At 48.7% G+C, this 25,840-nt stretch carries 26 protein-coding genes and 1 tRNA gene; 7 read left to right on the top strand and 20 right to left on the bottom strand.

The annotated features are described in order from the left end of the window. Positions 1–65: 65 nt before the first annotated feature. From BN4314_RS01810 to BN4314_RS01825, 4 genes are all read right to left on the bottom strand, one after another. Positions 66–884 (bottom strand): HAD hydrolase family protein, encoded by an 819-nt coding sequence (locus BN4314_RS01810; protein WP_068539514.1) that lies wholly within the window; start codon positions 882–884, stop codon positions 66–68. A 42-nt stretch (positions 885–926) separates the two neighbouring features. Beyond that, positions 927–2,249 carry a branched-chain amino acid transport system II carrier protein gene (gene brnQ / locus BN4314_RS01815; RefSeq protein WP_068539516.1) on the bottom strand — a complete coding sequence of 441 codons (1,323 nt, stop codon included), beginning with the start codon at positions 2,247–2,249 and terminating at the stop codon, positions 927–929. 174 nt (positions 2,250–2,423) lie between these two features. Then, positions 2,424–2,879, bottom strand: coding sequence for a PTS sugar transporter subunit IIA (locus BN4314_RS01820; RefSeq protein ID WP_021734810.1), 456 nt, complete (start codon positions 2,877–2,879; stop codon positions 2,424–2,426). 139 nt (positions 2,880–3,018) lie between these two features. Further along, positions 3,019–3,960 carry an ROK family protein gene (locus tag BN4314_RS01825; protein ID WP_068539518.1) on the bottom strand — a complete coding sequence of 314 codons (942 nt, stop codon included), beginning with the start codon at positions 3,958–3,960 and terminating at the stop codon, positions 3,019–3,021. 263 nt (positions 3,961–4,223) lie between these two features. On the opposite strand from BN4314_RS01825, the gene BN4314_RS01830 reads away from it, so the two are divergent. From BN4314_RS01830 to BN4314_RS01845, 4 genes are all read left to right on the top strand, one after another. Then, positions 4,224–5,987 (top strand): carboxypeptidase M32, encoded by a 1,764-nt coding sequence (locus BN4314_RS01830; RefSeq protein WP_232309703.1) that lies wholly within the window; start codon positions 4,224–4,226, stop codon positions 5,985–5,987. A gap of 8 nt (positions 5,988–5,995) precedes the next feature. Then, positions 5,996–6,463 (top strand): D-aminoacyl-tRNA deacylase, encoded by a 468-nt coding sequence (dtd, locus tag BN4314_RS01835; protein WP_068539520.1) that lies wholly within the window; start codon positions 5,996–5,998, stop codon positions 6,461–6,463. A gap of 47 nt (positions 6,464–6,510) precedes the next feature. Further along, positions 6,511–6,930, top strand: a complete 420-nt coding sequence (gene mscL, locus BN4314_RS01840) for a large conductance mechanosensitive channel protein MscL (RefSeq protein WP_068539521.1) — start codon at positions 6,511–6,513, stop codon at positions 6,928–6,930. Between the two features lie 98 nt (positions 6,931–7,028). Next, the gene (locus BN4314_RS01845; RefSeq protein ID WP_148424837.1) at positions 7,029–7,841 is read left to right on the top strand and encodes a spermidine synthase; all 813 of its coding nucleotides are present in this window, start codon (positions 7,029–7,031) and stop codon (positions 7,839–7,841) included. Positions 7,842–7,856: 15 nt separating this feature from the next. Here BN4314_RS01845 and hisS read toward each other — a convergent pair whose 3' ends face one another. From hisS to BN4314_RS01865, 4 genes are all read right to left on the bottom strand, one after another. Next, positions 7,857–9,170 (bottom strand): histidine--tRNA ligase, encoded by a 1,314-nt coding sequence (gene hisS, locus BN4314_RS01850; RefSeq protein ID WP_068539525.1) that lies wholly within the window; start codon positions 9,168–9,170, stop codon positions 7,857–7,859. A 152-nt stretch (positions 9,171–9,322) separates the two neighbouring features. After that, the gene (locus BN4314_RS01855; RefSeq protein ID WP_021735060.1) at positions 9,323–9,943 is read right to left on the bottom strand and encodes a DUF47 domain-containing protein; all 621 of its coding nucleotides are present in this window, start codon (positions 9,941–9,943) and stop codon (positions 9,323–9,325) included. Between the two features lie 51 nt (positions 9,944–9,994). Further along, the gene (locus BN4314_RS01860; protein WP_068539527.1) at positions 9,995–11,047 is read right to left on the bottom strand and encodes an inorganic phosphate transporter; all 1,053 of its coding nucleotides are present in this window, start codon (positions 11,045–11,047) and stop codon (positions 9,995–9,997) included. Positions 11,048–11,175: 128 nt separating this feature from the next. Next, positions 11,176–12,210, bottom strand: a complete 1,035-nt coding sequence (locus BN4314_RS01865) for a branched-chain amino acid aminotransferase (RefSeq protein WP_068539529.1) — start codon at positions 12,208–12,210, stop codon at positions 11,176–11,178. A gap of 196 nt (positions 12,211–12,406) precedes the next feature. On the opposite strand from BN4314_RS01865, the gene BN4314_RS01870 reads away from it, so the two are divergent. Further along, a complete protein-coding gene (locus BN4314_RS01870; protein ID WP_232309704.1) occupies positions 12,407–12,907 on the top strand; it encodes an HD domain-containing protein in 501 nt (166 codons plus the stop codon). Positions 12,908–12,912: 5 nt separating this feature from the next. On the opposite strand, the gene BN4314_RS01875 is transcribed toward BN4314_RS01870, so the two are convergent. Continuing rightward, the gene (locus tag BN4314_RS01875) at positions 12,913–13,713 is read right to left on the bottom strand and encodes a radical SAM protein (RefSeq protein WP_232309705.1); all 801 of its coding nucleotides are present in this window, start codon (positions 13,711–13,713) and stop codon (positions 12,913–12,915) included. A gap of 104 nt (positions 13,714–13,817) precedes the next feature. Between BN4314_RS01875 and BN4314_RS01880 the strand changes: the two genes are divergently transcribed. Next, a tRNA-Thr gene (locus BN4314_RS01880) sits at positions 13,818–13,893 on the top strand. Positions 13,894–14,106: 213 nt separating this feature from the next. Here BN4314_RS01880 and BN4314_RS01885 read toward each other — a convergent pair. The 4 genes from BN4314_RS01885 to BN4314_RS01900 form a co-directional block, all read right to left on the bottom strand. Next, the gene (locus BN4314_RS01885; RefSeq protein ID WP_068539530.1) at positions 14,107–14,313 is read right to left on the bottom strand and encodes a hypothetical protein; all 207 of its coding nucleotides are present in this window, start codon (positions 14,311–14,313) and stop codon (positions 14,107–14,109) included. Next, positions 14,300–15,634 (bottom strand): Y-family DNA polymerase, encoded by a 1,335-nt coding sequence (locus tag BN4314_RS01890; protein ID WP_068539531.1) that lies wholly within the window; start codon positions 15,632–15,634, stop codon positions 14,300–14,302. The genes BN4314_RS01885 and BN4314_RS01890 overlap by 14 nt, the downstream gene beginning before the upstream one ends. 15 nt (positions 15,635–15,649) lie before the next feature. After that, positions 15,650–16,264 carry a DJ-1 family glyoxalase III gene (locus BN4314_RS01895; protein WP_068539532.1) on the bottom strand — a complete coding sequence of 205 codons (615 nt, stop codon included), beginning with the start codon at positions 16,262–16,264 and terminating at the stop codon, positions 15,650–15,652. 64 nt (positions 16,265–16,328) lie between these two features. Continuing rightward, positions 16,329–16,949 carry a hypothetical protein gene (locus tag BN4314_RS01900; RefSeq protein WP_068539533.1) on the bottom strand — a complete coding sequence of 207 codons (621 nt, stop codon included), beginning with the start codon at positions 16,947–16,949 and terminating at the stop codon, positions 16,329–16,331. A gap of 215 nt (positions 16,950–17,164) precedes the next feature. On the opposite strand from BN4314_RS01900, the gene BN4314_RS01905 reads away from it, so the two are divergent. After that, the gene (locus tag BN4314_RS01905) at positions 17,165–18,706 is read left to right on the top strand and encodes an L-lactate permease (RefSeq protein ID WP_068539534.1); all 1,542 of its coding nucleotides are present in this window, start codon (positions 17,165–17,167) and stop codon (positions 18,704–18,706) included. A gap of 87 nt (positions 18,707–18,793) precedes the next feature. On the opposite strand, the gene BN4314_RS01910 is transcribed toward BN4314_RS01905, so the two are convergent. From BN4314_RS01910 to BN4314_RS01940, 7 genes are all read right to left on the bottom strand, one after another. Further along, a complete protein-coding gene (locus BN4314_RS01910; RefSeq protein WP_068539535.1) occupies positions 18,794–21,925 on the bottom strand; it encodes an RICIN domain-containing protein in 3,132 nt (1,043 codons plus the stop codon). 5 nt (positions 21,926–21,930) lie between these two features. After that, the gene (locus BN4314_RS01915; protein ID WP_148424838.1) at positions 21,931–22,320 is read right to left on the bottom strand and encodes a hypothetical protein; all 390 of its coding nucleotides are present in this window, start codon (positions 22,318–22,320) and stop codon (positions 21,931–21,933) included. Between the two features lie 43 nt (positions 22,321–22,363). Further along, positions 22,364–23,281, bottom strand: coding sequence for a hypothetical protein (locus tag BN4314_RS01920; protein WP_068539537.1), 918 nt, complete (start codon positions 23,279–23,281; stop codon positions 22,364–22,366). A 96-nt stretch (positions 23,282–23,377) separates the two neighbouring features. Next, positions 23,378–23,914 carry a hypothetical protein gene (locus tag BN4314_RS01925; RefSeq protein ID WP_068539538.1) on the bottom strand — a complete coding sequence of 179 codons (537 nt, stop codon included), beginning with the start codon at positions 23,912–23,914 and terminating at the stop codon, positions 23,378–23,380. Continuing rightward, positions 23,911–24,675, bottom strand: coding sequence for a class B sortase (locus BN4314_RS01930; RefSeq protein WP_187369524.1), 765 nt, complete (start codon positions 24,673–24,675; stop codon positions 23,911–23,913). Before BN4314_RS01930 ends, BN4314_RS01925 begins: the two co-directional genes overlap by 4 nt. Positions 24,676–24,913: 238 nt before the next feature. Beyond that, positions 24,914–25,234: a VOC family protein gene (locus BN4314_RS01935; RefSeq protein WP_068539540.1), complete on the bottom strand. Its 321-nt coding sequence runs from the start codon at positions 25,232–25,234 to the stop codon at positions 24,914–24,916. A gap of 30 nt (positions 25,235–25,264) precedes the next feature. Then, complete coding sequence (locus BN4314_RS01940; protein ID WP_068539541.1) at positions 25,265–25,780, bottom strand: C40 family peptidase; 516 nt, start codon at positions 25,778–25,780, stop codon at positions 25,265–25,267. Positions 25,781–25,840: the final 60 nt, after the last annotated feature.

Consider the following 25,840-nt stretch of genomic DNA (forward strand, 5'->3'; position numbering starts at 1 on the left):
CGACAAGCAAACCTCTCCGTCATCGCCTGCGGGCAAGTCTAGCACACCTTGCTGCCAAAACCTCCCTAGTCTTGCGCTTCCCACCGTCCCGCCACGATAGCCTCTATTGTGGCAGCCACCGCGTCGTCTTCGCAGCGTCCAATATGGTAGCGTGCTGCTGCCAAAGCCTCAGGGGCCGCCCCTTGCACTGCTACAGAATACGGCACATGCTCAAGCATAGTTACATCGTTACCACCATCACCAAAGACTGCCACTGCATCAAGGCTGCAACCAATAGCTTGGCAAAGTAAATCGATACCCGTTGCCTTTGACCAACCACGCGGTGTAACGTTAATCCACGCAGGCTGTGGTACATCAAAACTCAAATCGTCAAATTGTTCATTGAGCAAGGCTGAAAAGCTGCGCGTATTATCAAGATCGCCCACTTGAAAAGCATTGCATTTGACCGTAGGTGTACTTGGCAGCTCATGCAATATACGGCAACTTTCAACATACTTAGGAAAACACTGCTCCATGTCCTTTATGCTTCCCGCCACCAGCTGCGGTACCCCACCATCAAAACATACCAAGCCAGCATGTGGGAGTTGTTCCAAAAACTCAGCCATACGACCAATTTGCTTATTGCTGATCTGCTCTTCGTGCAGCAGTTCGCCGTCCAAAAACACTTGCATGCCATTGGTGGCCAGCATCGTATCAGCAAGGCGTTGCTTGTTGCGCAGCATAGGAATTGCCCATTCGCGTGCGCGACCCGTAGCCACACCTACGCGAATACCTGCATCGAGCGCTGCCTCAAGAGCGGCAGTCGTACGCTCACTGACCTGATGATGGCCTGCAGGCAAAATTGTCCCGTCAATGTCGGCCAAAATGAGTTTGAACTCACTCACGCATGCTCTCCTTTTGCTGGCTCTCTTTGCAACTTATGGCAGCTACCGTTGTTGCAGAAACTCCGCCGCAAATCCCGCAACATAGCCTAGTAGCGTCGGCAGCACCCAAGCCATACCCATAGCCGCCAAAGGAAGTAAATCAAAGGGCAGCCACGTCTTAGGCATAAATCCATCACGGAAGGCAATGATTACGCTCACAACCGTACATACTGCCACAGCCACTTTCCAGGCCATGGAATGCTCAGCTGATGTGGGCAAAAGTCCCATCAACACCAGTACAATTGCCACAGGATATAGTGCCGAAAGCACGGGCACCGAATAGCCCAAAATTGTTGCCAAGCCAAAGTTTGCAAAGACGGCTGACACCGCCGCTATAAGCAGGGCCCACTGCTTATAGCTCATCTTCCCATAGGTCTGGAAAAAGTATGCACCAATCGAGCAAATAAGGCCGATACATACATTCAAGCAAGCCAGAGCAAAAATTGCAGCAACAATAGCCGTACCCGCAACACCAAAATGCAGATTTGCAGCCTCGCTAATCACATCTGCACCGTTAGAGGTGCCACCCAACACGGGACCCACCATCATGCCAACTATGCCAAAACCAAGGTAGATAACACCCATCAACGCACCTGCAACCACACCAGAACGCATGACCTGCTTGGCAACAAACTTTGGCTCATTTAGACCCAATTCACGAATGTTCATCGAGATAACAAGGCCAAAAGCAAGACCTGCCAGCATATCCATAGTCTGGTAGCCTGTCTTAAATCCAGCCAGTACAGGAGCCACATCATAAGGTGCAGTCGCAGCCGTTGGAGTCGATGCAGGTGGGTCAATCAGGGTAATGCCCACCACAACCACAATCAATGCAATGAGTGCGGGACCAGAAATTTTACCCATGAGTTCGGTCAAGCGGTTGGGATGCATGGCCAAAAGGTATGCCACCAAGAAAAAAACCAGCGCAAACCCTAACTGTGCCCAAAATAAAGCAGTGGAGTCTAGCTTTGGCATCAGCGGATCAAACATTGCAAATGAGGTTGATGCGGTACGTGGAATTGCCAGACAAGGTCCAATAGCAAGGTAAACCAAAGCCATAAAAATCTCGGCAAACTTGGGATGAATACGTCCTCCCAAATCACGCGCAGTTCCTGCCAGAGCAACAGCGGCAATCGTCAAAACTGGTAGGCCTACTGCAGAAACAAGAAAGCCTAAGAGGGCAAACGGAGTATCAGTGCCCGCCTGTACACCCAGACGAGGAGCAAGAATCAAATTACCCGCCCCAAAGAACATGGAAAAAAGCGTAACGCCGACGATGAGGCCATCACGCAAACCGAGTCTGTCGCTTCCTTGTTTTGCTTCCATATCTATCCCCCAAACAAAAAAATAGCGTTGAAACACCCTACCATCACCTGTGCAAAATGGGAATCTCAAAACCAACTATTCTTTCGCTTGTTAACTTTTCGCAATTTTTAATACAAAAAAGCCCCTGACAATCAAATAAGTGTCAGGGACTTGAGCTATGTAAGCTTATGTAGCTTAGTCATGCAAACGCTTGTTGATAGCTGCGGCGATGGTCTCTGCATCCGTAGCGTTTTCCATCTCGGTACGGAAGTTGGCGTGGGTCAGCACGCGAGCAATCTTGGAAAGCAGTTCCAGATGGACGCTTGCGCCTTCCTCGGCAGGAACAAGCAAAGCAATAGCGTAGACAACAGGAGCCTCGTCCATGGTCTTCCAGGCAGTATCACCTGAAAGCTTAAGGACAATAACAGCGGTCTCCTTAACCTCAGGAGCCATTGCGTGTGGAATGGCATAACCATCGGTCATGCCAGTAGAACCCATATCTTCGCGGGAACGTAGAGCCTTAAAGATTGCATCAGCATCTGTACCAATTCCCAGCTCAACAGCGTGGTCTGCAATCGCATGCAGGGCTTCATTCACATCCCTTGCAGGACAGTCAAGAAAAACGTGAGAGGCTTGGACGAGGTCAACCATGGATTTCTCCTTACTCGCGACCATACAGGACGAAGCGTCACCCGACACTTCGCTTATATCTGTCTTAGGATACCACGTACGAGCAAAAAGCTAACGCACATGAGGGCATTACTACGTGCTTATCGCAAGTTTTCACCTGCTAGGCACGTGTTTGCAAGGCACAATAAGCAGCTCCGTACATTCCCGCCTCATTGCCCAATGTCGCAGCGCTAATACGCATCGCCGCACAGGCAGGGAAGCACCGTTCACGGAATGCAGCGGTAATTTTGGGGCCAATAACGTTCCAAGCGCCTGCCACACCACCACCTATCAACACTAACTCAGGGTCCACAATAGCCGCAATCTGAGACAAGGCACGACCTAAGTAGGCACACATCGTATCAATTGCCTGCGCAGCGCAAACATCCCCTGCTGCAAAAGCGGTAAAAATCGAGATGGTATCAGTAGCATGCTCAATAGAAACAGGTGTTTGACCTGTAGCTTTGCAGGCTTTGAGATAGAGCTTAACCAGGCCTTTCGCCGAGGCATATTGCTCAAGGCAGCCCTTGTTACCACAGCCGCAACTCTCGATCTCATGGGGCTCCATATTGATGTGACCAATTTCTCCACCCGCACCAAAGGCGCCCGCAACCAGCTTGCCATCAATGATGACACCGCCACCCACGCCCGTGCCCAAGGTAACCATAACGCAACTCTTGATGCCTTTAGCGCCACCCTGCCACATCTCACCGAGAGCTGCCGCGTTAGCATCGTTAGCAAAGGCAAGTGCTGCTCCCGCAAAATGAGCTTTGAGCGCTGCCTCTAAGCCCTCAACATCAAGCGTGATATTGGGAAGCACGCCCACATGTCCTTGCGCATCAACAGGACCAGGTACATCGAGGCCTAGCGCCACAATGTCAGCAGGCGTCAGCTGGGAGGCTGCCAGCAACTTATCAAGGCCCGCCGTCACAATATGGAAGGCCTCCTCGTTCACCAATTCAGTCGTCTTGATTTTGGCGATATCAAGAAGCTGTCCTTCCTCATCAAAAAGGCCTGCCTTGATAGAGGTGCCGCCCACATCGATACCAAGTACATAAGCCATAGCTTGCTCCTTTTGTCTGTCAACGGATGGCTTTAAGTATCCCTCAAAGCAAGCCTTGCTGCAGGTCATTTTTTTGCTTGAGTTGTATTGGCACCTTGCCAAAGACAAACCGCAGAGAGCTTGTAGCCATTAGGCGAAAGGAATATGCAGGCGGTCTATACACAGGCAAGCATGCGCTACACTGTGCCTCGTATATCGTTTCTGGGTCCCGGGAAACGTTACTTCCATACGGCCCCAAACGCCACGACGCAACAGGGGGAACTATGAGCAATAAGCTTCCATCCTTTATGAAACAATCTCACGACGAGCAAAAAAATGCTCAGCACACGGATGAAGAAAAGCTTCAGCAGACTGCAGAGGTGCCGTCTGCTTCTCAGCAAAGCCTTGATTTAGACGAGCCAGATAGCATGGCTTGTGCTGCGGAAGAAAAACCACATCGTGAAGTACCTGCAGGAAGCATCCCCACACTTCCTGGGATACCTGGTATCCCTCCCCTCGCAGCAGATGCCGCAGTGCCCAATCCCCGCGCTGACCTTGAGGCTTTAGACAAGCTCGAGCGCCATCTTTACGCACATCGCTATGCTACAACGGGCATGAGCTGCTATGGCATGTCAATTGATCCTGAGGATGCAACTGCGGACCGTGGCGAGGCGCTCGCAATTCTTCAGGAAGAAGCTCAGGAGTTGCTTTGCTCACCTGCAACAGGCGCTTTGCTGGACCGTCTCTCAACTGCAACAGCACTCGAACTTGAAAACGATACTCAACGCGCACAAGTACGTATTCTCAAGCGAGATCGTGCGCAATTAGTTGATGTGCCTGCCGATGAGCAGGCAGCCTTCACACGACTTGTGACCGAGTCTGACGATGTATGGCACAAGGCCAAGGCAGCCAATGACTGGGGCTCGTTTGCTCCTTATCTTGACCGTATCACCGAGTCAATGCGCAGACTTGCAAACTACAAAAAACCTGGCGTTAATGCTTACGATGTTTGGCTTGACGAATTTGAGCAGGGTAGCAGCACTGCTTTTTATGACCGCCTCTTTGATCAGGTCAAAGAGATTGTCGTCCCCATGCTAGCAGAGGTATCAGCAGCTCGCCGCAAACCCAGTCATCGTCTCGTAGAAGGACATTTTGACGAACGTCGTCAGTGGGAAGTTGCCACTGACCTTGCGCGTATTGAGGGGCTTTCTTTTCAATCGCTTTTCTTGACCAAGACCGAGCATCCTTTCTCTGATGCATTGACCACCAACTACGCAATCATTGCTGCACATGTTTACGAAGATGATGTCTTTTCCAACGTGTTTACCATGCTGCACGAGGGAGGTCATGCCCTCTACGAGCAGGGCGTCAATCCCGAGTACAACTACACCTCACTCAAGGGTGGCACCTCCAGCGGCATGCACGAAGCTCAATCGCGCTTCTTCGAAAACTATGTTGGACGTTCTGAGGCTTTTTCGGGACCACTACTTGAGATTTTACGTCGCCATTTCCCCGGCCACTTCAATCGTGTGAGTGCACGTCAGCTCTATTTGGCGGCAAATGTCGTCATGCCTCAGCCCATCCGCGTTGAAGCAGATGAGCTTACCTATCCTCTGCACATATTGGTGCGCTACGAACTCGAGCAGTTGCTTATGTCAGGTGAGGCAAAGGCTGCCGATATTCCCGACCTTTGGGCTCAAAAATACCGCGAGTACCTTGGTGTTCGTGTGCCCGATGCAACTCATGGTGCGCTACAAGATACCCACTGGGCTGATGGTCTGATTGGCTACTTCCCCACTTATGCATTGGGCGGTGCCTATGGTGCTCAATTCCGTGCTGCTATGATTTCTGAAGGCATGGACTGGGAAGGCGTGATCGCCTCGGGCAATTTGGCTCCTATTCGTGAATGGTTGCGCAGCCGCATATGGCACTATGGCAGATCTCGTGACCCCAAAGACATTATCTTGGCTGCAACAGGTGAGCCATTTGTCACGCGTCACTATACCGACTATCTCACGCAAAAATTCTCCTCGATCTACGGTCTTTAGGTGAGTATATGCGAGCATTGCTACAACGGGTAAGCCAGGCAGAGTGCAGGGTGGACGGCACGCCTACTGGCAGCTGCGGCGTAGGCTATCTCATTTTATTGGGAGTGGGTCCCGCCGATGATGAGGCGACAGCAAAACTACTCTGGGAAAAGATTCGTAAGCTACGCGTCTTTGACGATGCTGCAGGCAAGATGAACTTATCACTTGAAGATGTTGGTGGCAGCGTATTGGTGGTAAGTCAGTTCACCCTTTATGCCAACTGTCGCCGTGGTAATCGCCCTTCTTTTGCCGAAGCAGCACCTCCTCCTTTGGCAGACGAGCTCTACCAATATTTTTGTCAGCTTGCAGAAGGTGATTTGGGTACTGAGCGCGTGGGCAGAGGTATTTTTGCTGCGGATATGAAGGTAACACTCACCAATGATGGGCCTGTCACTATTTGGCTAGAAACTGAGACACTCACAAAACCTCGACGGTAGCTATCATAAAGAGCCGCTAAAAACCTTGGAGAGGAAGGTTTTTCTCTATGAAAAAGTTTGTAAAGGAATTCAAAGAGTTCATCTCCCGCGGCAATGTGATGGATCTTGCCGTTGGCGTTATTATCGGTGGTGCTTTTACTGCCATTGTCACCTCGCTGACTGATAACATCATCAATCCGCTCATCTCTATGATTGGTGGCAATGCCGACGTTAAAGGCCTGACCTTTACGTTTAATGGTGCAACAATCGATTTTGGTGCATTTATTTCCTCTATCATCAACTTCTTGATTATTGCTTTTGTGGTCTTCTGTCTTGTCAAGAGCCTCAACAAAATGCAAGCTTTGGCAGATAAGCACTCAGGCAAGATCAAGGAAGAAGCAGCTCCTGCGCCTATTTGCCCCTATTGTCTAGAAGAGATTAAGCAAGGCGCAACGAGGTGTCCGCACTGCGGCGCTGACCTGCACTAATCCTCATAGCGAAAGGCGCTTGAGTGTCTTTCTTTACGTTTATACAAGCGCGTTTTTCAAGTCTGCGCTCACATTTACTCACTCTTTTAGAAAAGAAAATGTTGAGAGGTAGGCTCGAATTTTCTGGTATGACCCTCGGTGGCACCACTCAAATACGTACCATAGATTTTTCTTGCGGCAGACAGATGCGACTGCTATTAGTTGAAGACATGCAGCAGTCCGCACTGTGGATGGATGATCCCTCTGGCGATCCCCCGTTTCCCTATCTACAGCGCTTTGACCTTGCTTTTTATGAAACTAGAGCACCAGAAAAGAGCAATGCGCCAAGACAGAACAATGCCGCGAAACACCTATTGCTTATCGGAGGGGGAGGTTTTGCTTGGCCACACCATATACTTGCAAATTACCCCAGCGCAAGCCTCGATGTAGTAGAGCTGGACGAGCAAATAGTTATCCTTGCACGCAAATGGTTTTATGTAGATGAGCTCGAGAGAAAGTTTGGTCTCTCAGGCGAAAATCGTTTCCATATCTATACCGTCGAGGGGCGCTCCTACCTTGAAAGCCTACCGCCGGACAAGCGCTATGACGTAATACTTAATGACTGCTTTATCGCTCACAAGCCAGCTGGGTCACTCATGGATGCAGCTGCTGCTGAGCTTATACATGCACACCTACATACCGGCGGGATGTATATCAGCAATATCGTCTCTGCCCTTATGGGACCTCAAGCAACCATTCTCAACACTGTCATATCTGTGCTCTGCACTTACTTTGCCTTTGTTGATGTGATTCCCTGTTCGCTCGAAGAGCCTACAGAGCCAAGCAATATTGTGGTCATCGCTAGCGACCAACAAAGAAGTTTCCCCGGTACATGGATGAGTTGCACCGGGGAAACTACAAATGAGCATTGAAGAAACTAGTTCGGCCTACATCAACTTGCCCACGTACTCAACCAAATTATCGAGCTCAACTTGGGTCTGCTCATGAGTAGTCATATCGCGCACGCTTGCTTTGCCCTCTGCGAGCTCATCGGGACCCAATACAACACAAACCTTGGCATGAAAGCGATCTGCTTGTTTGAACTGACTCTTGAGTGAGCGTCCCTGATAATCCGCCTCACAACGCAGCCCTACTCCTCTTAGCGCAAGCGTTACCTTAAAGGCTTCATCGCGCAACTCGGGCTGGGTGTTTGCCACATATACACAGCTAGGATCAGCACCTGCTAAGTCTGCGCCTGCATTTTCAAGCGCCAACATAATGCGTTCAAAGCCGACAGCCCAACCAATGCCAGGGCAGGGCTTGCCGCCCTCGAGCTCAGCCAAACCATCATAGCGACCGCCGCCGCCAATAGCACCAATCGCAGCATCGCCTACATACTCAACCTCAAAGACCGTACGCGTGTAATAATCGAGACCACGAACGAGTGTTGGATCTTCAACATACACCACACCAGCCTCATCGAGGTACTTCTTAACTTGGACATAGTGTTCAGCACAGTCATCGCACAGGTGATCGCTTACTAACGGCGCATCTTTCATAAGCTCGCGACAACGGTCGTTTTTGCAATCAAAACTACGCAGCGGATTAATCTCAGCACGTTCCAGGCAATCCTCGCACATCTCATCTTTATGATTCAAGATGAAGTCACGTACCTTATTGCGATAGGCAGGACGGCATGCGGCATCACCCATGGAGTTAATAGTTAGCTTGAGGCACGAAGCGTCCAGTCCTAGACGCTTATAAAATTCCATCAGCATAATGATGACTTCGGCATCCGCTGCAGGGTCAGATGCACCCATCCACTCAATGCCTATCTGGTGGAATTGACGCAGGCGACCTTTTTGAGGACGCTCACCGCGAAACATAGGCTCGGCATACCACACCTTTGCGGGCGCTCCACCTTGAGGAACAAAATTATGTTCAACAGCCGCGCGCACTACACCTGCTGTACCCTCGGGACGCATAGCCATACGTTGTTTTGCCTTGAGCTTGCTCTCATCACCTTGCGCCAATAGTCCTTCAAGTAGCGCTCCCGAAAACACGCGGAACATCTCTTTGCGTACGACATCGGTTGACTCACCAATACCATGGGTAAAGGTTGCCACCTGCTCGAGTGCAGGTGTCTCGATTGCATCAAAGCCATATGCGTCAAAAAGCTCGCGCGCACAATCTTGCATGTGCTGCCAGCTACGCATATAAGCACCAAAAAGATCTTCTGTACCTTGGATACGTTGCGCCATGTTGCCCTCCACAATTTGTCATACGCGAGCAAGTATACCCAAGATAGGGTATGTGGGAGTTACTCAACTAAAGTTGTTACCTCGCTGCGCTTATCCAGCCTCTGTTTGGCCATGTCTCTTTACGCGCTGCTTGCCTGCGTGCTGCTGAGGCGCTAGGCGCTCTTCAAAACGACAGAACGCACAACAATGCACACGTGATCACAGCTATTAAGGACGTACTCCATGCGATCAAAGAGGCGCAGCCAAGAAGTGGCAACTTTGCCGCCCTCTTCCTCCTGAAAGAGACGACGAATAGCGTTGTGATATACACGGTCGCCTTCATCTTCAATGTGGCTGACAGCAATTGCTTTTTCCATCACCACAGCGTCGTTTTTGTAGTTGGGCAGATGATCGAACATTTCTTTCATCTCGCGTACAGCAGCAAGAGTGAGCTCACCCATCTGGGGGCCTTCCATGCGCATCTCAGTGGCACCAAAGAGATCAAGGCGCAGCACAACACCATTCATCTCATCCATAACATCATCCAAAGACATCGCAAGCTCAGAGATATCCTCACGATCAATGGGCGTGATGAACGAAGCATAGAGGTTATGCATGATCTTTTTGACTTTGTCATCACATTTATTCTCAAGCACTTTTAACTTAGGAATCTTGGCAAAGCTAGCAGGGTAGTTCTCTAAAATCTCGACGTAAATCTCGGCGGCTTCAACCAGCGTGACGGCGAAGTCCTTCAGCATCGTGTAAAAGATGTCTTCTTTTTTGAGCTTGGACATAACCTACTCCTTATTTGCAGTGAACGAAGCGAGCGTCTAAATTCCGTAAGATTAAAACCAAATCAAAAAAAGACGAGCGAGCAAATAGCCAATGAGACCGCAACCTGGGAAAGTAAAAATCCAGGTGTAGACCATTTCTTTAGCAACGCCCCAGTTGACAGAATGCACAGACTTTGCAGCACCTGCGCCAAGAATAGCAGCTGTTTTAGCATGCGTCGTAGAAACGGGCAGACCCGTCAAAGTTGCGACAAGCAATGCGATTGATGCTGAAAGCGATGCAGAAAAGCCTTGGTATTTTTCCATTTGCACCATCTCGGTACCGACCTTCTTGATGATGCGTCTACCACCAACACCTGTACCGATAGCCATAAATGCGGCGCAAAGCACCTGGATCCAAAGAGGGAATCCGGCCATATCAGCTGCGCCCTTGCCCATGGAAAGTGCCACAGCAAGCATGGCGGTAGACATAAATTTTTGACCGTCCTGAGCACCGTGCATCAAAGCTACAAAAGCGGCACCTATCACCTGCAGCCGAGCAAACGTCTTGTCTGCAATTCGCCTATCCGCATCTTTACAAACAACACGAATAATCTTGGTAAAGAGCCATCCAGCACCGTAGCCCAAAAACGAGGAGAGAAGGAGGCCCCAAATGACCTTCATCCATTCGAGACCATTAACGCCACCAAGACCGCCAGAAACAGCAATGGCGCCTCCGGTGAGACCCGCAATCAGAGCATGGCTTTCACTGGTAGGAATACCAAATATCCACGCTCCTGCACCCCAGGCGACAATACCTACGGTAGCTGCAGCAAGGGCAATCAAGGCAGCATGCGTATCCCCACCAAAATCAACCATGCCACTGACCGTATCAGCAACAGCTGTAGAGATGAAGCACATCGCAACAAGGCCAATGAAATTGCAAATCACACTCATGAGGATTGCAGCGTTAATTCCAATTGACCGCGTACCCACTGCTTCTGCAATAGCATTCGCAGCATCAGTCGCACCATTGACAAAAATCGTGCCCATTACGAGGACAATGACGATTGCCAAAAATGGGTTCGTGCCGAGCATTCCTAGGAATTGCCCAAAGTCGACGTTCATACTTTCCCCTCGACGGGTCTGATGTCAGAGTCACATTCTACCTATAAACAAAAAAAGTGCAGCATTTATTTTATACTGCACGAATACTCTCTTTAATTATTCATCTCTAACAAGCTCTGAGCTGGGGTTTAGCAAATCTTATAAATCCAGCCTTCAGGTGGCTCAAGGTCACCTTGCTGAATATCTACCAAAGTTTGACGCAATTGTGCCATCACAGGCCCCACGGTTTCAAATCCATTTTTAAAAATGATCTTCTTATCCGCTGAATCGACCTCGCTCACCGGTGAAATGACCGCTGCGGTGCCGCACATACCACACTCAACAAACTGGTCGATTTCATCAAAACGCACAGGCCGCTGTTCAACCTTCATACCCAGCATATTTTCGGCAACATAGACCAGCGAACGACGGGTAATTGAGGGCAAAATCGAGTCAGTAAAGCTCTGGGGCACCACCAACGTACCATCATGAGCAACAAAGATAATATTGGCGCCACCCGATTCCTCCACATAACTGCGAGTTTCGGGATCAAGAAACATGTTGTCCGCATAGCCCTTACTATGTGCTTCGACACTGGGATAGAGACTCATTGCATAGTTCAGGCCAGCCTTGATATTGCCCGTACCATGAGGAGCCGCACGGTCATACGAGGAAACCTGCAATTTAACAGGCTTAACACCACCTTTGTAGTAAGGACCCACAGGCGTCACAAGAATGCGGAACTGATACTGATCGGCGGGCTTAACACCAATAACGTCCCCTGTTGCAAACATAAAAGGACGCACATACAGAGTGGCACCCGACCCATAGGGCGGCACCCAAGCTGCATTTGCCTTTACCACCTGTTTGACCGCAGCTACAAAACGTTCAACAGGAAACTCTGGCATACAAATCCTACGTGCAGAGTCAGCCATACGCGAAGCATTGAGGTCAGGACGAAAACACACGATGTCACCATTGCTTTGGGTATATGCCTTGAGACCCTCAAAAACCTCCTGACAGTAGTGAAGAAGACCTGCACACTCCGATAGCTGCACCGTATGGTCGGGAGTAAGACTACCCTCATCCCACGCGCCATCAGCATAATTGCTGACATAGCTATAGTCAGTGTGTTGGTAAGCAAAACCCAAGCTACCCCAGTCGATGTTCTTCTTCTCTATCATAAGGCTCCCTTCTGCAGTATTTGCTGCTTTGCAGATGTGCAGCAGTGTACTCCCCCACTCCTAAGCTCGCTCTAAACGAAACAGTCTTGAAAATCTTTGAAGAAATGCAAGGGAAAGCAGGCATATGGCACAATAACTCCCGCAGCACAAAAATAAAGTGAGCAAAAAGTGATCTCACGCAGCATAAGGAAGCGCCATGGCAAAGCAAAACGTACAGGAAACTATGAATTTCTCTGTAAGAGAAGAAGCTCTATATGCTGAATTTTTGCTGCTCGCCCAGCCCATACTTACTTCCGCGCGAGTACCTCAGATGGCTCAGTTTATCCAGCACGGCACAACAAATACCCTAGAACACGTGGAGGCTGTGGCATGGCAAGCCTTTAAACTGGCGCGCCGCTGGCATATTTCTTGCAACGAACTTGCATTAGTACGTGGTGCCATTTTGCACGACTACTACCTCTACGATTGGCATGAACCTGGACATTCCAAACTACACGGATTTCGTCATCCAGGGCTTGCTCTTACCAATGCGCTGGAAGATTTTGAGCTAAGCGATATCGAAAAAGATTTGATTGCCCATCATATGTGGCCACTTACGCCTTGCCCGCCGCACCACCGCGAAGCATGGTTGGTATGTCTTGCTGACAAAATGGTTTCAACTCACGAGACCATCGCAGGACGCATACGACAATCATAAGCTTACTAATAGCCAACTATGCAGGGAATTCCCAAGGCTTCTACCTGTGACTTTATCCTGTCAAGCACTTCAGGCCCTATATGGACGATACCTTCCACAGGCATATCACGGGATATAGCATAAATAGTAACCGCCTGAGGTTTGATATAACGAAGAGCATCAAGCCAAGGCTCTACATATTTGGGAGTTGTATTGTCCAGATCTTGTCCTTGATAGCTTCCCTTCATAAAGGCTGTCTGTACAATTACCTGCCCATGGAAAGCTGCCAGTGCTTCAATGACGCGCTGTACGTCATAACTGGCCGCAGGGCGATTGACTAGCCTAATGTAGGACATATCTACTGTGTCAAGCTTCTGAATATTATCGTCTAGCTGCAATAAGGCATCGTGAATACGCGGAACATGTGCCAAGGTGCCATTACTCAATACGGCAAGACGTGCCTTTGGAGCAAGTTGATTGCGAAGACTCACCGCAGCATCAACCACCTGGGGAAACTCTGGATTTGCTGTTGGCTCACCGTTTCCTGCTAGTGTAATGACATCAGGCAGTAAATCTTCGACCGCCATCTCACGAAGCTTTTTTTCCAAAGCATCTGCCAACTCTGTCGCCTTGGGATAAGCAGCGCGTGTTTTGCGTTCGGCGTTCAGGCCATTTTCGCAGTATATACAGTCGAAATTGCAAATCTTGCCATCCCCTGGCATGAGATTAAGACCGAGGGAAATACCAAGCCTGCGGCTGTACACAGGACCAAATACCAGCGGTGGATTAAGATAGGTTGCCAAAATGTCCTCCAATGCAATCTGCACAAGACTAGCTCATATCCGCAAAATTAGCATGTATTAGCTCTTGCACCAAAACACTTTGCTCCGTATAGTAGGTAGCTGCTTGACGAATGCGTCAATACGAATGCGCCGGCATAGCTCAGTTGGTAGAGCACCGCTCTCGTAAAGCGGGGGTCATCAGTTCAAGTCTGATTGCCGGCTCCAGAATTTTCTAATCAGCAATCTCCGCTGATTTTTTATTTGCACTCAACATTTCCTTACATGCCCAACATGTCCTTACGCATCCAACATTTCAAAAGATGGTTCGTTTCTCGAGCTAAAGGAAAATCTGACCTGCGGTTTTACGATCACCTGCCTCGACACTTGAACCATCTATGGTTTGCATCCCTAAAACAGCTCATCTCGTAGCCCAGCACTTTATGATGAAAAATCATCGTTGGATGTTGGAGTGTGATTGTTCTCATAGAAAAAGTCTTCGGGTTCAAGCTCCACAGCACGTAAGGCCGCACTAAAGCCATCAAGCGGATCAAAAGGCATAAAAATTTTGGCTCGTCGCTCCACAGACATACGCAAGCGACCACAAGGAGGATTAGGACGGAAAGACTGACTCTTATAATCCGGCACGATGACCCCCTATCTGCATATTACGTTCGCGAGCATTAGCCTCGGGAAGCAAATCCATCGCCTTGAGCATGGCATTTTTACCATATTTTTGTTTGATGGAATTTATAGTCTTTTGCCTACAACGTTCACGCTCCTCGACAGCCCTATTAGTAAACAGAGAAAGCTGTTGTCCTGTGCTCTGCGCAGGCTCAACACCACCGAGCTCAACCCCGATACGTTTGATACGACGCTTAGCAATTGCAATCTGAGGCCAAACTTCTACTAAAGCATCGACGATGTTTCTACGTGAATCGGTAGGCGTAACAAAAGTTTTTCCCGCATGGGCCCCATACCCAATAACTGCGCCACGAGAAGTAACATGTCTCACTGCACGTCGCTCCTCATCGTTCAACTCAAAACCCACCCATACCAAAAAAGAGTGGGCAACTTCTTGGCATTCAACCAAGTCGAGTGTAAGGCGTTCGGTCATCTCCTTGGCAAGAATCAAACCTGTGCGGCCATCAACACCCTCGGCAAGTACCTGTCCATTAGACAGAGAATGCCCCTGGGGACGGTATGCTTTTATCTGAGGCATCCCCACAGTCTCAATCCCCCACGCATGATCAACCAAAATCTCAGCATCAATGCCAAACTCCTGATAAAGCGCCTCATGTTGATTTGGATCTTGGGATGCAAGGGCCAGCTCTCCCATACAGGTGATACCCATTTTTGCTAAGCGATGCGAAATACCAGACCCGATTCGCCAAAAATCAGTCAATGGGCGGTGATTCCAAAGTTCTATCTTGTAACTTTGCTCATCAAGCTCACCAAAAAAATCGGCACGATGCTTTGCCATGATATCAAGAGCAATTTTCGCCAGATAAAGATTAGTTCCCAAACCACAAGACGCAGGAATTCCCGTTTGCCTCACCACGCTTTTTCGTATGCGTTCACCAAGCTCACGTGGTGTGCACTGATACAAGCTCAGGTAGCCTGTAATATCAATAAATACCTCGTCAATGGAGTAGACATGAATGTCTTCCTTAGCCACCCACTGTAGGTAAATACCGTAAATCTGAGCAGACACATCGATATAACGCTGCATGCGAGGAGCTGCCGTGATGTAGGTCATACCTGCGGGAATCTCAAATATGCGGCAGCGATTACGCACACCCAAAGCCTTCATCGCAGGTGACACAGCAAGGCAGATTGTCTTATCTGTACGCGTGAGATCTGCCACAACAAGCTTGGTGGTCATAGGATCTAAGCCCCGATCTACACACTCAACCGAGGCATAAAACGACTTCAAATCAATTACGAGATAGTGGCGTTGCGCTGCCATGAGCTGATATAAGTTCTAATGCAATACAACAATTCCAGACTTCACACGCTCAGCAGCTTCCTTGCCGCAAAGACGACGCACCAACACCAAGCCCAAATCTACGGCCGTTCCCATACCCTGAGAAGTGATGATGTTATCGTCCTCAACAACAGGCTCATCAGCACATACTTGGGCAGCATGCTCGCTCAGTACATCCTGAAAACCAGGATTTGCAGTAGCACGCTTACCCTCAAGCAAGCCAAGCTCAGCCAAAATAGAAGGAGCAGCACAAATAGCGGCTAGCTGCTTACCAGCACTACCCTCTCCACGCCCTGCTTCGGCAAAACGGAGAAGTGCTGCGCGTAAAGGCTTGCAAGCCTTGAGCTTAAGTGTCCCTGGCATACCGCCAGGCAGGAAAAGCAAGTCATACTCATCAAAGTCAAAATCAGCATCAGTAATACTACGGTCGCAACGCACGTAAACATCGTGGCTCGATTGGACAAGCAAATCAGGACCAATCGCCACTAAATCACAAGGAACGCCCGCACGAAAAAGAATGTCCGCAGGAGCTAGGGCCTCAACTTCCTCAAGACCTTCAGCAAAAAAGATGGCAATGCGACGGTTGCAGCTTTTCTTAAACTTTGACTCCATGGCTCTCTCCTTTTTTTAAGCCCAACATCCCCCAAAAGTCAGCTCGTAAAATGAGCTGTATGCCCTACGTATCCAAGTCATAACTATGTTTGCCAGACTCCTTTATGGCTCCAAGCTCACTAAAATCAGGTACACGCCCAAGATATTCTTTTGCACGCGCAACAGCATTGTTTACTTCGTCATTTGAGCCTCGGCTTAGTTTATCAACGGTCTTTTTTGCCTTTTCAATCTCTGCATCAAGCTGGACATAAGCCTCAGTGAGGCGAAACACATCACCAGATTTAGCCTGCTGAGCAACAGGGCCAATGCCCTTCTCGGAAATATCAGAGAGTGCATCTACAAGCGTACGAACATTTTTGACATCTTCACCGATAAGAGGTAGCTGAGAGGCAATCTGCCAAAGAGGCCCGTCCACTGTTGAACGCGCCTGAGCCGCTTGTTTTTCAATTTTCGCAGCGCTTGTAGCTACACCCTCAAAATCCCCTGTTGTCATCTGCCTGCTCAGGGTCTTCATGCTAGTCAAGATATCTGCTGACTGAGATTTGACTGCATGACCTTCGCGATACAGCTCAAATCCTCCTGCACCGCAAGCCAAAATCAAAACAAGCAACACCATAAGAAGGCCTCGATGAGCCTTACCTGCACTGTTGCGCTGCGACCACATATGCGTAGTTCCAAAACCCATATATAACTCCTCACAAGCTTCCTTGTGCGGCTAAAGTATGCGTAACTGCCACTAAAGCACTCCGGGATGACTTAGCTATAAGTCTATCTCTTAGACAGGACATGACTTCCTCAATACAAATTTCCAACTCTCTTCATGAGTCTGCCTATAATCAAAGTACCTGTTAACTGTGTGTCTCGCATTTTTATAGACACACAAAAAACGAATGGAGCCTTATGGATCTCCTCATCCCCTTCTTACTTGGACTGGCCCCTATCCTTTGGCTTGTAATCGCACTCGTAGGTATCAAAATGCCTGCTCACCTTGCGGCAGCGGGTGCACTTTTGGTGGCTGCAATACTTTCGGTTGTGTGGTGGCACATGCCGCTCATCAATATGACAACTGCTGCCCTTGAAGGTATCGCGATGGCAATCTGGCCGATTGTCATTGTCATTATTGCTGCAGTTTTTACCTACAACGTTACTGTTCATACAGGTGCTATTGAGACCATTAAGGTCATGCTCACTTCGGTCAGCTCTCATCAGCGCGTACTAGCTGTACTTATCGCTTGGTGCTTTGGCGGCTTCCTTGAGGGTATGGCTGGCTTTGGCACTGCCGTTGCCATTCCTAGCTCAATGATGATTGCCTTGGGCTTTGATCCTCTCAAAGCCGTGCTGGTATGCCTTGTTGCAAACGGTACGCCAACAATGTTTGGCTCCATCGGTATCCCCACCACAACCCTTGCGGCCATTACAGGACTTGACGGCACTGCCCTTGCTCTTACTCAGGCCCTACAGGTGGCTCCTTTTGTCATTGCAACACCCTTCATCATAGTCATGATTATCGGAGACGGACCTCGTGCGCTGCGCGGACTCCTTCCCGTTACCCTCACTGCAGGTCTTTCTATGGCTATTCCCGAAATTGCAACAGCAGCTGTTATCGGTGGAGACTTGCCCATGGTTGTGGCTTCGGTTATCTCGCTCATTGCAACGTTTTTTGTCGCCCGTGCAACCAACGACAAGATTGATGTACTCTACCCGCCCCTTAAACCCAAAGAACATATCAACGTGTGGTGGGATCAAGCATTGCGTGCTTGGTGTCCTTTTATTCTTGTGTTTATCGTCCTTGTTTTTACCAGCAAGCTTGTTCCCGTAATCAACGGTCCTCTTTCTGCAATCAAGACCACCGTTAATATCTACCAAGGCGATCCCACAGCCACGCTAAGCTTCTCGTGGATTAATACGCCTGGTGTGCTCATTCTCATTTGTGGCATTCTTGGCGCCTTTGCCCAAGGCTGCGAGCCACATGAAATTTGGGGAGTACTCATTGCAACGTGCAAGCAGATGAGCAAAACCATCTTGACTATGCTTTCAGTCCTCGCCTGCGCAAAAATTATGGGTTACTCAGGCATGATTGCCAGCATCGCTGCATTCTTTGTAGGAACACTTGGTGGCTTCTATCCCCTCGTTGCACCTTTGCTCGGCGCTATGGGGACCTTTGTAACTGGCTCTGGAACTTCCAGCGAAGTACTTTTTGGCAATGTGCAAGTACAAGCGGCACATTCCATCAACGCCAATCCTATTTGGCTTGCTGCCTCTAACTCTGTTGGTGTGTCCGCAGGTAAGATGCTTAGTCCGCAAAACATTGCCATTGGGTGTGCTACGCCTGAACTTGCTGGTCGTGACGGAGAAGTACTCAGTCGCGTAGCGCCCTATGCCTTTGGCTATGCTGCACTGATGTCGATTCTCACCTTTGTGGGCGTGATGCTTGGCTGGTAAAGCAGTTCTTACAATTGCATGGCACATATAAGCCCGACACGAGAATCCAATCTCGTGTCGGGACTTTTTCTCACCAGAAAAACAGCGCTAAGGTAACACCACGTGAGGAGTTTCTCCAGCAGGACATATATCGCTTATACCATCGCCGTCTGCATCTACAACCTCAAGTTCTGTCAGAGGTCGCTTTCCTGCTGCTGTAGCGTGATATTGCACAAAACCCTTCCAACTATCAACCGTATAAACTTCCCCCATAAGACGTAGCGTGTCTTGTGCAGAACCATGTACTGCCCCATCAGCTTGAGCTTCAAAACTAAGGCCTTTACCTGTAGCGATATCACTTTTTACTGCAATATGCTCTTTTGCTCCTCCCACAGAAAGCATATCTTTTGGCGTATCGGCACTCAGCAAAACATTGTGAGCACTACCCAGCCAGCCAGCCACTTTGATGGGCAGCTCGTTATATGTCATCACTTTACCCAAACGCTGATTGGTATAGCTTAAAGCTGTGGGAATAGAGACCTTCCATACTGCAGGAACCCATTTAGCATGTACCGTTTGATCATGCCCAAGGGTCTGCCCAAATTCAAATACCTCATCAAAACTATCCGAACGATACCAGCCGCCAAATTGCCAACCACTTGCTTGAGGAGCAGGAGGCTCTTGAGTTTTATCCTCAAATCCCAGCGTCTGGACCCCAACCTGCTTGCCATGCCCATTCATATCAAAATTCAACTGCGCTGTCTTGCGCACCCAAACTGCATGTAGGTACAAATCGCTGTCTGGCATGTACACATCGCTACCTGCCTTGAGCAGAGCGGTTTTATTCAGACTGCCATTCTTTCCAAAAGCCTGTTCAAATTCCGCTTCAGAGAAGGCTTCATCTTTGGTTTTCGATTCTTCCCAAAGCTGTGCAAAAGGACTGGCAGAACTTTCCATGCGATACCAACCCCTGAAGCTATAACCTCTTCTCTGCGCCATAGGAAGCACTACCACATCATCTTTATGGAGATCAGCTCGCTCAAAATTTCCTGCTTCATTAGGATCGCCAAAATTTTCAATCACCCCTTGATGTGGCAGATAAGTCAGCTTATGCACACCAGGCGTACGACTAGACTCATAGAGACTATTAGTAGAAAACGACGTCCAGCCCGTCTGCGCACCTAAATATGACTCACTAAACGCAAAGGCTCCATCCTGCCAAATACTCACCGCACGATTGGCAAAGAAAGGATTGGCACCTTCAGGATTAATCGTATCCGTATCAGCTCCTACCTTTGCTTTATCGGGAAATCCTTGGGTGGGATAGCAGTGGATGGTGCCATTATCTAAAACCTGAATATTCATCGCATTGCCATGCGAAACCGCTTGCCCTACAGCTCTTGACCAGTCGCGATCTACCAGTTCAATCGCTTTGAGTTTGCTTGTAATCCCCTCAGCAAGTACACGAGTGCTGAAGACCCATTTAGACTCTGAAAACTCCCCTGCATTGGTATCACCTACCGCAAGTCTTGGGTAGTTGAGAGACTCTAAGGTAAGGTACGAGTTGGTAATAGGGATTGTTTCTCCGAGCACTCCGTTATCATTCCAATCTGCTGTAGGCAAGTAGTTCTGCAGCTGCTTTTTTTGGAAATACGCATCACAAGTAGCACGTATCTGCTCGTCCGTCACTTCGTGAATCACAATTGACACATCTATATCGCCGAGATTTATCGCTAAAAAACCACCACGCAACAAGTCGGCCACATCAATTAAGGGTTGACCATTGTTAAAGTTTCCAGCCTTACCGCGGGATGCATATTCATCGAGACGAGCTGCGCCTGAAATTGTCAGGGTTGCCCCTACGGGAATAAGTTTGCCATCTTTACGCGTGTAAGTACCCACAATGGGAAAATCAAAAGCCGCAGTCATGCGCTGGCCCTCACGCATATCCGCAGCCTCCAGCAGCAGACCTGACTGGCAAACATACTGATTTGCCATGTGATGAGGAACATAATTGTGGATGGTGTCATTTAAGGCATTGACCATCACTTCTTCAGTACGAGAATGTTTGTCTTGACGATAGCTTGTATAGTGAGGAGCGCCTGTTACCGACAGCAGCTGTGGACGCAAAGCACCAGGGCCTACGAGTCCATCATTTGCCAAAGCATCGGCAAGTTCAAAACTATGTGTTAGCTCTAAAGCAGTACTATCTGCCGCTCCCAAAGATCCATCGGCATAAAGATGCGCCCTATGTACCTCTCCCGAGTCAAGGTCAACGGTTCTCAGTTCAAAGCTATTACCATCTATCTGCAGTTTTGAGTCTTTTGAGATAACTTTGTCGGAGCGTTTGGGTGCAAGCATAAACTCTTTTGGAGCAGCACCTGTTGCACCAACGCGTCCTTCACCAAGCGCAAATACACGTAGTCGATACGTAAAACCAGAGCCAAGACCCGAAACTTTACAATGCGTATCACGAACCGTAGTCAGTGCAAACCAATTCGAATTATCAGCAAAAGTATCTTCCCCAGAGCTTTGCGCCCATACCTGATATTCCTTGGCATAAGGCACCGTGTCCCAACTAAGAGTTGCGATTCCCTCAGTTGTAATATCTGTCTTGACTTGATTGCTTGGAAGCTGAGAAGGCACGCGATAAAGATGCCATTTCTGAGCCACAGAGCTATTTGGCTTATAAAGCTGGATGTTCGAACCATTTGCGGCTTTACCACCCTTGAGGTCAAGCACTTTTTCTCCATCATCGGAAGTCAGCGTGCTCAAGTTCTTTGCATCGGTAGTGATAGCCCACTGAATAGGTGTGGAGGCTAGCTGAACATTTGAATCCTTTACCTTTGCAGTACCCAAAGCCTTTCCACTCAGCAAACCAACAATTTTGTAACTTTTAGTCTTTGCATCATAGTTAATCTTCCAGCATTGATTTTCACTGGATAGGGGCCACTTGCGGTCGGTGCGATGGTAAAGCTGTACATTAGTACCCACCGTCGTGTGTCCTCCAGCAGCATCCAGAACAAAAGCATCATCAGCGGCACTCGCAATGACATACACGCCATCTTGGATGCGCTGAGCAGCTTTAAGCTCGGGAGCCCAAGCAGCAAAACCCGCAAGCAACACAAAGGTGAGCATAAGCACTAGCAAAGCGCGACCAAGTCTGTACGCAAAAGCTCGTTCGTGCCTATAGAAATCTTGTACATATACACGTACGGAAGTACCTGATTCACAGGTCATTTTACTCACCTCTCTCGATTCCTCTGTGTTGTAGTTTTGCCTGCAAGTAAAGCAGCCCCACCAGCAAGGGCAAAGCCCGCAGCCGCAAGGACATATCCCATAAGATCAATGCCTGTTTTGCCATAGCTCGTCGTTTCTTCTGCAGGCTGAGAGGGCGGGTCATCCTCTACCGAAAGTGATAGATCAATTGCTCCCTTGTTAGCGCTACCCGATTCTTTAGAACCACTCCATTGGTCGCTTTGCGAGTCGTATATCTGGTCACCTATCAGCTGTCCGCTTTCTGCAGATAGAACCCCAGCACCTTGGGCAAAACATATCTCAGGACTTATAGAAAACATCAAAGCAAGGGTCAAAACCACAGCAGTAAACAGGCTTATCGCAGGAGGGCTTGGCACACTCCCTGCTTTTCTTCTTGCAATCATGCGTATCAGCCCCTACCTACTGCGTCACAATATCCTTGAATTCACTGGCGACCTTTGCAGACTGGCCAGCTTCAGCATCCTTGTTTTCGTTCCAAGCCTCACGCGCAGAGACGATACGGTAGCTGCTCTCGGGAGCCTCATCACCTTTCAGAATCGCAGCATACTCACCTGCTGCCAGAGTTTGCTCACCTACCCCATTGGGAGACTTCATCGAAGTGGTCTCTTTGATTTCAGAACCACCATCGCGAGGACCCTGCAAAATTTTGCCTGTCTCTGCCCAGACTTTTACTGCCTTACCCGCAGGTAAAGCACCCTGAACATTAATGATGTAGTCATCAGAGGTATCAACTGTACCAACACGCATACCGCTGTACTTGATGGCAGTAGGTATCGTTAAGAGATATGTACCGTTCGCATGTTCAACGCCTCCACCGTCAGGCTTATCATCGCCATCTACACTGGCACCGTCTACCCAAGCAGCATCTTTGGTGGAATACAGCAAATCAACTTTGCCGTCATTAGCACGACCTTTGTCCTTAGCAGCACTCCAGGTTTTGGTCTGAGAGTCATAAACCTGATACCCTTCAAGGGCAAAGTCTGAATCGGGTCTTATCTCACTCCCTGGTCCACTCGTACCTGGAGTCTGTCCGCCCTCATGAGGCGCTTTAGTTGCGTCATCTACCAGAGCAGAGCGATACCGCACCGTTGCAGTCCAGTCACCTGCTACATAGATATGACCATTCATCTGAATGTTATCTGTAAAGTCACAGCCATAAGTCACCGGAGCAGTCGCAGCTTTATGCACGGGCGACTCAGCATTTGCTTGCTCAGCCATTGCCACAGCTGGTGTCGAAGATAAAGCACAAGCAATACCTGCACTTATGACGGCAGTTACGCGAGCAGAGTGAAGCAAATGAGCAATATTTATTTGCATGTGGGATATCCTTTCTCAACATTTATGTCTTTGGGAACAGCGCAACAGGCTACGGTGAGCGAGCTCGCGAACAATATCGACAACTTTTTGGCATAACTAGCCCACCTTCACACGAAAGTCCATGGTCATGCCATTTGCCTGTTGTTGTGTCTTGATATGAAATGCCGAAAAAACCACCTGGCCACGGTGTTCCCCTGTAGGAACTTCACGTTCAAGATCTATCTCATCAAGATGAGTTCCTGGAGCTAGGCTCTGAGGGTTTTTATCTATATGCTTGGCATTCCATACAATTTCATTGTCAGAGAATTTGCCATCATCATCGCAATCCACGTAGACCATAGGAACCATATCAACAGGATTACCCTGGGGATTTGCAAGCAACAACCCCACTCGACTTGCACCAGATTCCCAAAACACATCGGGCACACTCTGAAAGCTGGTGTATTCCTCAATCACAGCATGCGCGTCCACATTTGACTTGCGCAGGCCCGTCCTATCACCCACATAATCCACTGCATTAACAAGGTAGTTTTGCCCTGTAAGGACAAAGGCAACTCCTACTGCTACAAGACCAATACCGCATACTCCAAGCGCAAGCTGCCAGAGAGATACTCTCTTTTTGATATGTTTCACCTAGCGTCTCCTTCGATGCAATAAATGACTGCTCTTTCGTTTGACCAGCTTGTATAACTGCAGGTAACAAGGCGTACTACATGATTTGGAGAGGACGCATTATCAAGCGTGATGTCAGCTTTTAAAAGCTCTTTTTGATACCACGCAACAAAATCTTGCTCATCTGAAAATTTAAGCTTGGGGCCCTCTGCGGCAGCGTTAACTACCCTCAGAAAAGCTGGTCGTAAACACAGTTTTCTTGTAGGGGTCTGTAGCAAAATCTGGCTATGTACTTTTGCCCATGAGGCATCAAGATACTTACTCAAGGGAGCAAACATTGCACCGTCTGGTGAATGATGTCCATATATCACTGCATTCGGCGCTAATACATTGCCCTTGCAAGCTGCATCAAGATAGGCACATCCATAAATATTTTTTCTACCTTCTAAATCATGCGTAAGATAAAAAAGTGGTTTATCCACATCAGCGGCAACAATAGGTAATGAGACTGGTGTATCAGGCACGCTGAGCCAGGCAATAACCTCTGGATGCTCGCGGTGCAGACTCTCCCAGTCCACTACAGGAAATATTGGCTCATCGGGCACATTGACCGACTGCTCTGCACTTATTTGCGACCCCGCTACGAGATAGCGCTGAGCATCATTTGCTGCAAAACGCATAAGTACAAAAGAGACAACTATGCCTACAGAAAGCCCCAGAGAGCAGATTCCTGTCGAAAGCAAAACAGTCTTATACCACAGTCGTCTTGTAGAGCGCCGCAACATAATCACCCCCATCAGCTCTGATAAAAGGCACTGTAGAGGGGACAGCTTGGATTTAACTTGTTGGTTTACTGACCGACAGCCGCAGGCAGTCTCGCAACGGCAGCTTGGATGAGCTGGTAAAGTAAAAGTCGCAACAACGCTTTAAAAAAGCAAAAGTGAAAAAGTCATAAAGAAAGGGTTGTGGATATCCACAGTCCTTTCACAAGAATGCAACCCTATAGTACTGACGCTTTGTTTACTGCCAGTTTTGCGTGTACTCAATGAGCGTATCTCTTAGGGTCACTAAACTCTCATTACTCATAAATACACGAGAGGACAGCACCCCAGAAGCAGTCCCATCCGCTGCGGGAGGCGTATCTACCAATACAAAGTCAATCATCGATTGCCCACCATTGGTACGAATCATTGCAATATCAGCATGTACGCCTCTGCGTACATCAGGCGTTGCTTCTACAGCAATGGCATTGCCCTCAAGGGATCCTTGAGCGGGATCGGGCAAGCTATCAGCAGAAATACGTGGGAGTTGATTGGTGTTATTTGCTTCGTGCTTTGCCATGCGGGACTCCTTCTCAAATACCTTATCCAACTAGTTGAACAAACGAATAATGCCACGAGGAGAATGTTTATAACGCCATATATTGCTAGTGATGACACCTTCACCAGGGGCAGCCTCAATCATGCGATCGTTACCCAAGTAAATAGCAATATGACCTTTCCAAGAGATAAGATCGCCACGCTTGCGACTACTCAACGATACGTGCTTTAGGTCTCCCCTCGTCCAAAAGGCGTTAGCGTATGCCGCATGGTATCCACCATTCAGACCTTTGTAATAGTGGTTATAGGGATTCATCGAACCAAAGTTCATGCCACATGCATAAGCGCACTGCAAGACTAGGCCTGCGCAGTCAACACCCACACCAGGCGCGCAGGCATAATCCCAAATATAGGTTGTTCCTAAATAATCCTTCGCACGCTTAATAAAGGTTTCGATGCAATCACTGCGTGAAGCGGTTCGCGAAATTCTTGAGGGGCTTGCATAGTTGAAAGGCCAGCTTTTATTACGCCAAGCACCCCACACGGTGTTTGGACTGAGCTGAACCATCCATGAGGGGTTTTGATAGCCAAGTTTTCCGTGGGAAGCAGTAATCGTCTTTCCCCACGT

The sequence above is a fragment of the Olegusella massiliensis genome (assembly GCF_900078545.1).
In the GTDB taxonomy this organism is placed as follows: domain Bacteria; phylum Actinomycetota; class Coriobacteriia; order Coriobacteriales; family Atopobiaceae; genus Olegusella; species Olegusella massiliensis.

Excerpts from the sequence above, each read along its gene's own strand:
- mscL (WP_068539521.1), top strand. The coding sequence starts at position 6,511 with ATGAAAAAGTTTGTAAAGGAATTCAAAGAGTTCATCTCCCGCGGCAAT.
- BN4314_RS01855 (WP_021735060.1), bottom strand. The coding sequence starts at position 9,943 with ATGTCCAAGCTCAAAAAAGAAGACATCTTTTACACGATGCTGAAGGAC.
- BN4314_RS01940 (WP_068539541.1), bottom strand. The coding sequence starts at position 25,780 with ATGGTTCAGCTCAGTCCAAACACCGTGTGGGGTGCTTGGCGTAATAAA.
- BN4314_RS01920 (WP_068539537.1), bottom strand. The coding sequence starts at position 23,281 with ATGCAAATAAATATTGCTCATTTGCTTCACTCTGCTCGCGTAACTGCC.
- BN4314_RS01890 (WP_068539531.1), bottom strand. The coding sequence starts at position 15,634 with ATGGCAGCGCAACGCCACTATCTCGTAATTGATTTGAAGTCGTTTTAT.
- BN4314_RS01860 (WP_068539527.1), bottom strand. The coding sequence starts at position 11,047 with ATGAACGTCGACTTTGGGCAATTCCTAGGAATGCTCGGCACGAACCCA.
- BN4314_RS01845 (WP_148424837.1), top strand. The coding sequence starts at position 7,029 with ATGTTGAGAGGTAGGCTCGAATTTTCTGGTATGACCCTCGGTGGCACC.
- BN4314_RS01900 (WP_068539533.1), bottom strand. The coding sequence starts at position 16,949 with ATGGGTTTTGGAACTACGCATATGTGGTCGCAGCGCAACAGTGCAGGT.
- BN4314_RS01905 (WP_068539534.1), top strand. The coding sequence starts at position 17,165 with ATGGATCTCCTCATCCCCTTCTTACTTGGACTGGCCCCTATCCTTTGG.
- BN4314_RS01830 (WP_232309703.1), top strand. The coding sequence starts at position 4,224 with ATGAGCAATAAGCTTCCATCCTTTATGAAACAATCTCACGACGAGCAA.
- BN4314_RS01825 (WP_068539518.1), bottom strand. The coding sequence starts at position 3,960 with ATGGCTTATGTACTTGGTATCGATGTGGGCGGCACCTCTATCAAGGCA.
- dtd (WP_068539520.1), top strand. The coding sequence starts at position 5,996 with ATGCGAGCATTGCTACAACGGGTAAGCCAGGCAGAGTGCAGGGTGGAC.
- BN4314_RS01865 (WP_068539529.1), bottom strand. The coding sequence starts at position 12,210 with ATGATAGAGAAGAAGAACATCGACTGGGGTAGCTTGGGTTTTGCTTAC.
- BN4314_RS01870 (WP_232309704.1), top strand. The coding sequence starts at position 12,407 with ATGGCAAAGCAAAACGTACAGGAAACTATGAATTTCTCTGTAAGAGAA.
- BN4314_RS01935 (WP_068539540.1), bottom strand. The coding sequence starts at position 25,234 with ATGGCAAAGCACGAAGCAAATAACACCAATCAACTCCCACGTATTTCT.
- brnQ (WP_068539516.1), bottom strand. The coding sequence starts at position 2,249 with ATGGAAGCAAAACAAGGAAGCGACAGACTCGGTTTGCGTGATGGCCTC.
- BN4314_RS01820 (WP_021734810.1), bottom strand. The coding sequence starts at position 2,879 with ATGGTTGACCTCGTCCAAGCCTCTCACGTTTTTCTTGACTGTCCTGCA.
- BN4314_RS01895 (WP_068539532.1), bottom strand. The coding sequence starts at position 16,264 with ATGGAGTCAAAGTTTAAGAAAAGCTGCAACCGTCGCATTGCCATCTTT.
- hisS (WP_068539525.1), bottom strand. The coding sequence starts at position 9,170 with ATGGCGCAACGTATCCAAGGTACAGAAGATCTTTTTGGTGCTTATATG.
- BN4314_RS01910 (WP_068539535.1), bottom strand. The coding sequence starts at position 21,925 with ATGACCTGTGAATCAGGTACTTCCGTACGTGTATATGTACAAGATTTC.